The organism is Brooklawnia cerclae, from assembly GCF_011758645.1.
GTDB classification, from domain to species: domain Bacteria; phylum Actinomycetota; class Actinomycetes; order Propionibacteriales; family Propionibacteriaceae; genus Brooklawnia; species Brooklawnia cerclae.
Genome location: NZ_JAAMOZ010000001.1, coordinates 1,085,869 through 1,096,881, shown reverse-complemented (window position 1 = coordinate 1,096,881; position 11,013 = coordinate 1,085,869). Strand labels below are relative to the sequence as shown.

12 protein-coding genes are annotated in these 11,013 nt (G+C 69.0%); 7 read left to right on the top strand and 5 right to left on the bottom strand.

The genetic code is table 11. The features are described from left to right. Window positions 1-89 precede the first annotated feature (89 nt). Window positions 90-341, top strand: a complete 252-nt coding sequence (locus tag FB473_RS05340; protein ID WP_167165415.1) for a WhiB family transcriptional regulator — start codon at window positions 90-92, stop codon at window positions 339-341. On the opposite strand, the gene FB473_RS05335 is transcribed toward FB473_RS05340, so the two are convergent. Beyond that, window positions 342-1,784, bottom strand: a complete 1,443-nt coding sequence (locus FB473_RS05335) for a sensor histidine kinase (RefSeq protein ID WP_167165414.1) — start codon at window positions 1,782-1,784, stop codon at window positions 342-344. Between the two features lie 164 nt (window positions 1,785-1,948). Here FB473_RS05335 and FB473_RS18575 point away from each other — a divergent pair, with 164 nt between their 5' ends. Next, window positions 1,949-2,023 carry a 50S ribosomal protein bL37 gene (locus FB473_RS18575; RefSeq protein WP_376837189.1) on the top strand — a complete coding sequence of 25 codons (75 nt, stop codon included), beginning with the start codon at window positions 1,949-1,951 and terminating at the stop codon, window positions 2,021-2,023. 124 nt (window positions 2,024-2,147) lie between these two features. On the opposite strand, the gene FB473_RS05330 is transcribed toward FB473_RS18575, so the two are convergent. The 3 genes from FB473_RS05330 to FB473_RS05320 all read right to left on the bottom strand — a co-directional run bounded on the left by FB473_RS05330 (window position 2,148) and on the right by FB473_RS05320 (window position 4,143). Next, a complete protein-coding gene (locus FB473_RS05330) occupies window positions 2,148-2,441 on the bottom strand; it encodes a zf-HC2 domain-containing protein (protein ID WP_167165413.1) in 294 nt (97 codons plus the stop codon). Then, on the bottom strand, window positions 2,434-3,069 hold the full coding sequence (locus tag FB473_RS05325) for a sigma-70 family RNA polymerase sigma factor (protein WP_208390447.1): 636 nt from the start codon (window positions 3,067-3,069) through the stop codon (window positions 2,434-2,436). Before FB473_RS05325 ends, FB473_RS05330 begins: the two co-directional genes overlap by 8 nt. A 327-nt stretch (window positions 3,070-3,396) precedes the next feature. After that, a complete protein-coding gene (locus tag FB473_RS05320; RefSeq protein WP_167165412.1) occupies window positions 3,397-4,143 on the bottom strand; it encodes an SOS response-associated peptidase in 747 nt (248 codons plus the stop codon). Window positions 4,144-4,212: 69 nt separating this feature from the next. Between FB473_RS05320 and FB473_RS05315 the strand changes: the two genes are divergently transcribed. The 5 genes from FB473_RS05315 (at window position 4,213) to FB473_RS05295 (ending at window position 9,162) form a co-directional block, all read left to right on the top strand. Continuing rightward, window positions 4,213-4,800, top strand: coding sequence for a DoxX family membrane protein (locus FB473_RS05315; protein ID WP_167165411.1), 588 nt, complete (start codon window positions 4,213-4,215; stop codon window positions 4,798-4,800). Beyond that, entirely contained in the window at window positions 4,797-6,119 is a 1,323-nt protein-coding gene (gene aroA / locus FB473_RS05310; protein WP_167169118.1) for a 3-phosphoshikimate 1-carboxyvinyltransferase, read from the top strand. The genes FB473_RS05315 and aroA overlap by 4 nt, the downstream gene beginning before the upstream one ends. Then, a complete protein-coding gene (gene rsgA, locus FB473_RS05305) occupies window positions 6,116-7,141 on the top strand; it encodes a ribosome small subunit-dependent GTPase A (protein ID WP_167165410.1) in 1,026 nt (341 codons plus the stop codon). The genes aroA and rsgA overlap by 4 nt, the downstream gene beginning before the upstream one ends. A 10-nt stretch (window positions 7,142-7,151) precedes the next feature. Continuing rightward, complete coding sequence (locus tag FB473_RS05300) at window positions 7,152-7,961, top strand: inositol monophosphatase family protein (RefSeq protein WP_167165409.1); 810 nt, start codon at window positions 7,152-7,154, stop codon at window positions 7,959-7,961. Window positions 7,962-8,352: 391 nt separating this feature from the next. Then, the gene (locus FB473_RS05295; protein WP_167165408.1) at window positions 8,353-9,162 is read left to right on the top strand and encodes a metallophosphoesterase; all 810 of its coding nucleotides are present in this window, start codon (window positions 8,353-8,355) and stop codon (window positions 9,160-9,162) included. A 378-nt stretch (window positions 9,163-9,540) separates the two neighbouring features. On the opposite strand, the gene serA is transcribed toward FB473_RS05295, so the two are convergent. After that, entirely contained in the window at window positions 9,541-10,731 is a 1,191-nt protein-coding gene (gene serA, locus FB473_RS05290; RefSeq protein WP_167165407.1) for a phosphoglycerate dehydrogenase, read from the bottom strand. Window positions 10,732-11,013: the final 282 nt, after the last annotated feature.

Sequence of the window (11,013 nt, the reverse complement as noted above, 5' to 3'; positions counted from 1 at the left end):
TTCCGGCGGGGGCTACCGATCCTTGCCCTGACATGGCAAGGTTGTCTGGCGGGTTTTCTCCCGCGTCGTTTAGAAGGAGTCGAATTTCGATGGACTGGCGCCACCGCGCAGCGTGCCTGACCGAGGATCCCGAGCTGTTCTTCCCGATCGGCAACACCGGGCCCGCGCTCGCTCAGGTCGAAGAAGCCAAGCGCGTGTGCCGGCGCTGCGATGTGCGCGAGGAGTGCCTGAGTTGGGCCCTCGACGCCGGGCAGGACCACGGCGTGTGGGGTGGATTGTCCGAGGACGAGCGGCGCGCCATGAAACGCCGCGCGTCGCGGGCGCGGCTGCGCACCAGCTGACTACTCCGACTCCCAGCTCACCCGCGCCCGCGCCGTCGAGCCGCCGTTCGCGTTGTTCGTGAGGCTGAACTCGCCCCCCAGGTCTTTCACGAGCGTCGACACGATCGACAGCCCCAGGCTGCTCGCACTCGACAGGTCGAACCCGTCCGGCAGCCCGGCGCCGTTGTCGACGACGTCGAGGATCAGGCCGTCGGCCGTCCGCTGGGGGTGGACGAGCACCTCGCCGCTACGCGACATCAGGCCGTGCTCGATGGCGTTCTGGAGCAGTTCGGTCATGACCAGCGACAGTGACGTGGCCACGTCGGCCGGCACCTGGCCGAACGAGCCCTCACGCCGGGCCTGTACCTGTCCCGTGGCCGATGCGACGTCTCCCACCATCAACAGGATGCGGTCGGCGATGTCGTCGAACTCGACCGCCTCGTTGAACCCCTGCGACAAGATCTCGTGCACCGCGGCGATCGACTGGACCCGCCGCATGGCGTCGCGAAGCGCGTCCTTCGCCTCGGGCGAACTCATCCGGCGCGACTGGAGCCGCAGCAGAGCCGCGACCGTCTGCAGGTTGTTCTTCACGCGGTGGTGGATCTCGCGGATGGTCGCGTCCTTGGTGACGAGCTGGCGCTCGCGCTCGCGCAGGAGCGTGACGTCGCGGCACAGGACGACGGTGGCAACCCAGGCGCCTCCCGCGGTCAGCGGGAGCACGCGGAAGCGCACGCTCGCGTCGGGCTGTTCCGCGGTCAGCTCCCACGGGCTCGTGTGATGGTCGCCGTGGCCCGCGAGGTGCTCGGCCACCGACGGCACGATGGTCCGCACGTCCTCGCCGATGAAGTCGCCCACCAGCCCCAGCTTGCGCAAACATGACACCGCGTTCGGGCTGGCGTAGTCGACGCTGCCGTCGACGTCCACCCACAGCACCCCGTCGCCCACCCGGGGGCTCATGGTCGGGTCGCTCGGCGGGCTGACGGGGAACTCGCCCCGCCACAGCATGTCGCTGAGGGTGTCGGCCATCGCCAGGTAGGTGTCCTCGAGCGCTCCCGGCGCACGGACACCCATGCGGTTGGTGTGGCGCTCGACCACGGCGATGACCTCGTCGTGCCGGACGACCGGGATCGCCCAGACGTCCACCGGTATTCCGGCGCGCAGGCGGTTGTCGCTGGTCTCGACGATCTCGCGGCTCAGCCAGGCGGAGGTGACCAGCGACTCGGGGTCGTAGCTGACCGTGTCGCCGACCACGTCGTCCTCGACCGCCGTCGGGCCCGTGGTGGGACGCACCTGGGCGGCCGCCCAGAAGACGTTCTCGTCGTCCGCGTCCTGCAGCCACAGGATGAGGTCGGAGAAGCTGGTGTCGGCCAGCAGGTGCCATTCCCGCTCGAACGCCTCCAGCCAGGCGGAATCATCAGGACCCAGACGGGTGTGGTCGGACATCACCTGGGACAGGCGCAGCATGATGACCACAATAGACCGACCCCCACAGCCACCCATCTCTGAGCCCCCGGCAAGCAACGATGCCCCCGGTTTGGGAGCTGGGCCCGAATTTGGCACAATGGACGATTGTGCGCCTCGGGCGCGGAAGGCTGACGACCCCGAGCGGGGAGATCTGGAGGACCGACATGGGTAAGGGTGGACGCAAGCGTCGCGCTCGTCGCAAGGGCGCTGCCAACCACGGCAAGCGCCCCAACGCCTGAGAGCGCAGACCTGATCAGCACAGATCCCCGGCAGCATGGCTACCGGGGATCGTTGGTGTCGTGGGGCGACGCATGAAAGTGTGCAGGGGCACGCGCGATGCCTCAGCCGTGCGCGGTCATGCCCTCAGACCGATTCGGGACCGGTCTCGTGTGTGGTGATGGAGAGCCTGGTGATGCGCATGCGCAGCGGTTCGGGAGCCTGCGTCGGCCCGTAACAGCGCCTCAGCAGCGCTCCGATGAAGGTCTCGACATCGAAGTTGTCCATGCACTTCTCGCAGGCGAGAAGATGCCTGCGGATCTCATCGGCGGACGATTCGGGCAGTTCCCCGTGCAGGAAGGCGTGGACGCCGCGCATCGCGAGATCGCATTCGTTCTCGGCCGCCAGGTCGTCGGGGAACTCGATCGGGAACTCAATCATCGGCGTGCTCCCGTTCCGGGTCGCGGCTGCGGTCGCGGCCGATGCCCCGCTGCGCCGCATAGTCGGCGAGCTTGGTGCGCAGTTGTGCGCGTCCCCGGTTGAGTCTCGACATCACGGTGCCGATCGGCGTCCCCATGATCTCGGCGATCTCCTTGTACGAGAAGCCCTCGACATCGGCCAGCAGAACCGCCTGACGGAAGTCGGGCGACAGCGAGTCGAGTGCCTCGGTCACCGCCGAGTCGGGCATCTTGTCGAGCGCGTCCCGCTCCGCCGAGGGCAGCCCCTCGGAGGTGTGGGACGCCGCGCGGGCGAGTTGCCAGTCCTCGACGTCGGCCGACCCGCTCACCTGGGGCTGGCGTTGCGCCTTGCGGTACGAGTTGATGTAGGTGTTCGTGAGGATCCGGAACAGCCATGCCTTGAGGTTCGTCCCGGGCTTGAACTGCCCGAACGACCCGAACGCCTTCGCGTAGGTCTCCTGGACGACATCCTCGGCATCGGCGGCGTTCCGTGTCATGCGCAGGGCGGCACCATACAACTGATCGAGGTACGACATGGCGTCCCGCTCGAAGCGGGCGGCGCGTTCCTCATCAGTCTCGGTGTCCCGAACATCGGCGGCAGGAATGCTCATCGGGGCCCAGACTACCGAATCCCGCACAACCCGGCTGTGACCGCCGCGAGTTGAGGTACCCGCCGGATCGCGTTCAAGCGTTGCGCACGTGGACATACCCACCCAACGCGTCACGCGATGCGACTATTCCCCGGACGCGGGTCGTGGTGCGACCTTCGTACGCCCCCGAGCCCGTCGTCCCCCCGCCAAGGGTCCCTGAGCCCGTCGAAGGATCCCTGAGCCTGTCGAAGGGTCCCCGAGCCCGTCGTACGCCCCCTGAGCCCGTCGAAGGATCCCTGAGCCTGTCGAAGGGTCCCCGAGCCCGTCGAAGAGCTCGTCTCGAACGCTTCAGGAAGCCTCGGCGATAGGAACGACGAGATCAGGGCCGTCGTTGCCCACCCGGTTCACCCGGGTGGAGACCGCATGCGCGGTCATCTCCCCGGGCAGTGGTACGTGGACGAGTTGTCTTGCCTTGCCGGAGTCGGTGAGCGCGGGGTCGAGCCAGGCGTCCCAGTCATCCGGGGCCACCTGGACGGGCATGCGATCGTGGATGCGCCCGAGATCGTCGGAGGCCGCGGTCGTGATGATGGCGCAACTGACCAGCCACCCGTCGTCCGGGCCGTGGCGCGGGTCGCGCCAGAACTCGTAGATGCCGGCCATCGCCATGAGACCTTCGTGGGGATGAATGTAGAAGGGCTGCTTGTACGCACGCCCGGCCGCGGTCGCCGGATACCACTCGTAGTACCCGTCGGCCGGGAGCAGACACCGCCGGGCGGCGAAGGCGCGCTTGAAGGACGGCTTGGTGGTCACCGTCTCGAGCCGGGCGTTGATCATGCGGGCACCCGTGGCGGCCGAGGTGGACCAACTGGGGACGAGCCCCCACCGCAGGCCTTCCAGCCGCCTGACGACCTGACCGTCGCGTTGTCGTTCGAGGATGCTCGGGACGACATCGGTCGGTGCGATGTTCCACCGCGACCGCGTCCAGTCCGTGGGCCCGGTCGCCTCAGGCTCCGGATCACGCCGCGGTCCCCCCTCGGTCCCGAAGATCTCGATCAGCCTGTCCGTCTGGACCGAGGCCGCGTAGCGCCCGCACATGCCGCCAGACTAGTGTGGGAAATCCGCAAACCGGTGGCTCCGGCCGCCTCGACCGAGTAGGAATGGACTATGTCATTGCTGCGATTCGCCGGTCGCGTCCTGTACTCAGCCTTCTTCGTGGCGGACGGCTACCAGTTGCTCACCAAACCCGATCAGCACGCCGACGAGCTCGGCCCCACGGTCGACAGGGTCGTCCCCGCGGTGCAGTCCGTCCTGCCTCCCGACGCCGCCGATCGTGTCCCGGAGGATCTCCGCACGTGGACGCGTCTGCTCGGCATCGCCCAGATCGTCGGCGGCATCGCCTACGCCACGGGCTTCGCCCGTCGTCCCGGTGCCGTGCTGCTCACCGTCGCGACGGTTCCCAGGGTCGTCAGCGCCGCCGGCAGCCGCGACTCCGCCGACATCCTCACCAGCGCCGCACTCCTGGGCGCCGGCGTCGTCGCCACGCAGGACACGAACGGCAGGCCCGGTCTCCGCTGGCGCGCCCAGCAGTCGCGGGCAGCCATCGAGGGTCGCGCCAGTTCGGCGAGCAAGTCGGCCGGCAAGCAGGCCGGGCGCCGCGCACGGGCTCTGAAGCGCGCGGCCAAGCGGGCCTCGGCCGCCCCGGAGAAGATCGTCAAGAAGGTCAATCACCAGGTGAAGGGCGTGCTCAACTGAGCGCCGAGGGGTGGCCCGCCCCAAGGCCGGCCGGGCCCGTCGACGCCGTCTGCCCGCTTCCCGGATCGAAGTCCGAGAGCAACCGCGCGCTCGTCCTGGCCGCCTTGGCCGGCGCGCCGAGCCGCCTGATCGGCGTCCTCAGGGCGCGCGACAGCGACTTGATGATCGACGCCCTGTGTGCCCTCGGCGCGCAGATCAGTGACGAGCCGTCGGAATCGGACGGCTCCCCGATCCTGGTCGTGCGACCCCCGGATGCCTTCCAGGCGGTGCCCTCGGGCATCGACTGCGGCTTGGCGGGCACGGTGATGCGGTTCGTCCCCCCCATCGCGGCCCTGGCTCCCGGGACGACCCGGTTCTTCGGGGACGAACGCGCCGGTGAGCGCCCGATGGCCCCACTGCTCGATGGGCTGCGCCAACTCGGGGCCGAGGCGGACGCTGACTCGCTGCCGTTCACGCTCACGGCGCCGCATCGGCTTCGCGGACCCGAGGTCGCCATCGACTCCAGCGCGTCCAGCCAGTTCGTCTCCGCGCTCCTGCTGGCCGCGCCCCGCCTGCCCCACGGCATCGTCCTGCATCACACCGGTAGCACGGTGCCCTCGGCCCCGCACATCGCGATGACCGTCGCGATGCTGCGCGCCCGTGGCGTGGAGGTCGACGATTCCCGCCCCGGCGTCTGGCGCGTGTCGCCGGGCGTCATCGCCGCTCGTGACCAGCGCATCGAACCTGATCTGACCAACGCGTCGGTCTTTCTCGCCGCGGGGGTCGTGAGCGGCGGGCGGGTGACCGTGCCGGGGTGGCCGTCGTTGACCACCCAGCCCGGCGACCACATCCGTCATGTCCTGGACGCTCTGGGCGCCCGCTATGAGCTGGTCGGCGACCTGCTGACCGCGCACGCCGCCGGCCCGTTGCACGGCGCCGACCTCGACCTGCACGCCGCGAGCGAGCTGACACCGGTCGTCGCGGCGCTCGCGGTCTTCGCCGAGGGCACGACCGTCATCCGCGGAGTCGGCCACATCCGGGGACACGAGACCGACCGCATCGCTGCCATCGCCCGCGAACTGGCCAGCCTCGGCGTCCACGTGGACGAACTGGACGACGGACTGCGCATCGAGGGAGCCGGATTCGAGGGCACCGGTCTTCGTCCCACCCGGCCGCTCCGCGCCTACGCCGACCATCGGCTGGCGCACCTGGCCGCCATCGTCGGCCTCAAGGTGCCGGGCGTGGTCCTGGACGACATCGCGGCGGTCGGCAAGACCATGCCCGACTTCACTACCAGGTGGGACGCCATGCTCGCCGCCGGGGCGGGAACCCGCGCGTGAGCCCGGTCGCGCGATCGGCCGGCCGTTATGCCGATGTCGACCCCGATTCGTTCGGGCGACCGGCCAAGCGCTCCCGGCCGCGTACGAAGGATCGTCCCGACTTCACCGGCGCGCAGACGGGCCGGGTCATCACGATCGACCGGGGCCGATACCGTTGCCAGCTTCTGGACGCCGGCACCATGGTGACCGCGACCAAGGCCAGGCGGCTCGGCCGCAAGGGTGTGATCGTCGGCGACATCGCCCGGATCGTCGGCGACACCAGCGGGGACGAAGGAACCCTCGCGCGAATCGTGGAGGTCGAGCCCCGCACGACCGTGCTGCGGCGCACGGCCGACGACACCGACCCGAGCGAGCGTCCGATCGTCGCCAACGCCGACCAACTCATGGTGGTGACCGCGCTGGCCGACCCGCCGCCCCGGCCGGGCATGATCGACCGCATCCTGGTGGCCGCCTACGACGCCGACGTCGCTCCGATCCTGTGCCTCACCAAGGCCGATCTGGCGGCGCCGGACGACATCGTCGCCCAGTACACCCCGCTCGGGCTGCCCGTGGTCGTCACCGACCCCGATCGTGCCCTCGACGAGGTGGACGAGCTGCTGAGCGGACATGTCACCGTGCTCGTCGGGCACTCCGGCGTCGGCAAGTCGACGCTGATCAACCGGCTCGTGCCGGGCGCCGACCGTAGCACCGGGGCGGTCAACGAGGTGACCGGACGAGGCCGCCACACCTCCACGTCCGCGATCGCGTTGCGACTGCCGAGCGGCGACGGTTGGGTGATCGACACACCCGGCGTCCGAAGTTTCGGTCTCAGCCATGTGACACCGGCATCGGTGCTCGAAGCGTTCACCGATCTGGCCGACATCGCCGAGGCATGCCCTCGAGGCTGCCGCCACACCTCCGACGAACCCGAGTGCGCGCTCGACGACGCCGTGGCCCGCGGCGACCTCACCCCGGAGCGCCTCGAGTCGTTCCGGCGGATCGTCGGCGCGCTGGTGGAGCAGTCCCCCGCCGACAGCCACTAGCCTTGGGGGCATGGCCTCCTACACCGACGACTTGCGCCTTGCCCACCTGATGGCTGACAACGCCGACTCGATCGCCACCAACCGTTTCCGGGCTCAGGACCTGCGCGTCGAGACCAAACCCGACCGCACCGCCGTGTCGGACGCCGACAAAGCCGTCGAGGAGGCACTTCGCAGGACGCTGGCGACCGCTCGTCCGCGCGACGCCGTGCACGGTGAGGAGATGGCCGACACCGGTTACGGCCCCCGCCAGTGGGTGCTCGACCCGATCGACGGCACGGCGAACTACGTGCGCGGCGTGCCCGTCTGGGCGACCTTGATCGCCCTCATGGTCGAGGGCCGTGTGAAGGTCGGCGTCGTGAGCGCACCTCTGCTGGGACGCCGCTGGTGGGCCGCCGAGGGTGAGGGCGCCTTCGTCGGCAAGACCCTCCTCAAGGGGACGCCGATCCATGTGTCCGGTGTCGGATCGGTGGAGGACGCGTTCTTGTCCTATTCGTCGGTCGGCGGCTGGATCGCCGCGGGACGAGGCCAGGGCTTCGTCGACCTGCTGCGTGACGCCGACCGCACGCGAGGCTTCGGGGACTTCTGGAGCTACATGCTGGTGGCCGAGGGGGCCGTCGACATGGCCTGTGAGCCGGAACTCGCCCTCCACGACAAGGCGGCGCTCGACGTGATCGTCCGGGAGGCAGGGGGCAGGTTCACCGACATCGACGGCGTCGACGGCCCCCACGGGCCTGGAGCCATCGCGACCAACGGCAGGCTGCACGCGGCGCTCGTCGAGCGTTTGCGTCCGCCTGTTTCCGAACAGGGTGCGGACAGCTGAGGAACCGCTGATCAACGCCGGCAACGCTGGCTGATGATCAATGCGGGCAAAACGCCGGCTGATGATCAACGCAGGCAAAACGCCGGCTGAGCCCGTCGAAGCCCGTCGCCGGACCACAGCCCCACGACCCTTCGACAAGCTCAGGGATCGCTGACCAACGCTGGCTGAGCCTGTCGAAGCCCGTCGCCGAACCACAGACCAACAACCCTTCGACAAGCTCAGGGATCGCTGATCGATGGCGGCTGAGCCTGTCGAAGCCCATTGCCGCACGACAGCTCCACAACCCTTCGACAGGCTCAGGGATCGCTGATCAACATATCCCTGACTCCGGATCTCCGGGACTTCAACGGGCGGTCACACGCCGTTCACCTGTGCCGGGGAAGCTGGAGAGGTGACCACAGTTCAGCCGACCCATCGGATCGTCCAGCTCAGTGACCTGCACCTGACCGCCGAGCACCGCCCGTTACACGGTGTCCTCGACAGCGACGCGCTCCTGCAGGCAGCGTTCGATCGTGTAGCGGCCCGGGGCCTGCGGGTGGACGCATTCGTCTGTTCCGGCGATCTCGCCGACGCCGGGGCCCCCGACGCCTACCGTCGTCTGCGCGCGATCCTCGACGAGCAGTCTGCCCGGTTCGGCTGCCCTGTGCTCGTCGGGATGGGTAACCACGACGAGCGTGGGAGCTTCCACGAGCACCTGCTGGGTTCCGCGCGGACACAGGACGAGATCGACTCGGTGACCGATGTCCGCGGCCTGCGGATCGTCCACCTCGACTCGTCGGTCCCGGCATCGGGATACGGGGAGCTCACCGGATCACAGCTGGCACGGCTACGTGATGTGCTGTCGTCCCCTGCCCCTCACGGGACCGCACTGGTCGTCCATCATCCGCCCGTGCCTGTTCCTACCCCGCTTCTGCAGCCGTACGACTTCCGCAGCACCGAGGCGCTCGCCGAGGTTGTGGGTGGAACCGATGTGCGGGTGATCCTGTCGGGCCACTGGCACGTCGCTGCCACCAGTGCCCTGGCCGGTGTGCCCGTCGTGATCTCCAGAGCGGTGGCCTACGACAACGACCCCGCGAGCGCACAAGACGGATACCAGGCCACCCGGGGAGACCAGGGGTTCACCATCGTCGAGTTCTTCGAGGGCCAGGTGCTCGCGACCTCGGTGCCCATCGCCGCGCCGGACGCGCTCGAGACCGCCTGACCTTCTGCCGGCTGTCCCGCTTCGCCGAGCCGGCCTGCTTCGCCGAGCCGATCTGCTCCACCAGATCCGGCCGCTCAGCCGCGCACGTTCACGCGGGCCGCGTGACCTCGCGCGGGCGCGATGTGTTCCCGCAGGCGTCACAGTGCGCCAGATACCCTTTCGACAGGCTCAAGGGTCGGTCCCCCCACGCCCGCTACGGCGTCCCCTGGTCGGTTCCACCCGCGCCCCTTGAGCCACCGGCGGCCAGCAAAGCTACGGCGTCCCCGTGGTCGGTCCCGCCCACGCCCCTTGAGCTTGTCGAAAGGGGTCCTGGGAGCACACGACACCCGCGGGAATCACCTATCTCACCCGCGTGGACCGGGCTGGTGGAGCCTCGACTCAGATGACACGCGAGCGGATCGTCGCCGGGATCTCCGCGAGTTCCTCGGCGAGCCCCGCCGACGCCGAGGTGACGTCGGTCACCACGTAGCCGACCGAACCGCTGGTGCTCAGAGCCTGGAACGCGATGTTGGCGTCGTGGGCGCTCAGCACCCGGTTGAGTGCCGCCAGCACCCCCGGGACGTTACGGTGGATGTGGAGGACGCGTCGTCCCTGCTGCGTGGGCACCTGCACCTGCGGCAGGTTCACGCTCATCACGGTCGAGCCCGAGTCGACGTAGTCGACCAGCTTGCCCGCGACGAACCGGCCGATGTCGACCTGTGCCTCCTGCGTCGACCCGCCGACGTGTGGGGTCAGGATGACGTTCGGGAGCCCCTGCAACTCGTTGACGAACGGCTCACCGGCGGCCTTGGGCTCGGTCTGGAACACGTCCACCGCCGCACCCGCGAGGTGACCCGATGTGATGTTCTCGGCGAGCGCCTTCGTGTCGACCACGAAGCCGCGGCACAGGTTGAGGAACAGCGAACGCGACCGCATCTGCGCGAACTCATCGGCACCGAACAGCATCCGGTTCTCTGCCCGGCCGTCGACGTGCAGCGACACGGTCTCCGCGTTGGCCAAGAGTTCCTCCAGGCTGTCGCAACGCTTCGCGTTCCCGAGCGCGAGCTTGTCGACGACGTCGTAGAACAGGACGTGCATGCCGAACGACTCCGCGAGCACCGACAGCTGCGAGCCGATGTTGCCGTAGCCGACGATGCCCAGCGTCCGGCCGCGCACCTCGTGCGCCCCGGCAGCCGACTTGTCCCAGACACCCTGATGCATCTGCCGGTTCTTATCGGTCAGATGCCGGGCCATCACGACGATCTCGGCCATGGCGAGCTCGACGACACTGCGCGTGTTGCTGTAGGGGGCGTTGAAGCACGCGATACCCAGGTCTCCCGCGGCTTCCAGGTTGATCTGGTTCGTACCGATGCAGAAAGCACCGACGGCCCGCAGGTCGCCCTGGCAACTCGACAGCACACGTTCGGTCACCTGGGTGCGCGATCGGATCCCGAGAAGCTGGACGCCGTCCAGCGCGTCGATCAACTCGTCCTCCGACAGGGCGCCACGCCGGTTCTCGACGTCCCAGCCGGCCTCGGTCAGGATGCGGGTGGCTTCGGGATGGATGTTCTCGAGCAAGAGTGCCTTCACGACGAACCATTGTATGGTCCGTCCGTGCGTCCCTCCGACGCACGCCGTCCACGTGATTGGGGTGGATCCTGGGTCGTAGTCGACCTACGATCCACCCCAATCATTTCTCAGGGACGCGCTGATCAACGATCCCTGAGCCTGTCGAAGGGCTCCCTGAGCCTGTCGAAGGGCCCCCTGAGCCTGTCGAAGGGCCCCCTGAGCCTGTCGAAGGGCCCCCTGAGCCTGTCGAAGGGCCCCCTGAGCCTGTCGAAGGGCCCCCTGAGCCTGTCGAAGGGCCCCCTG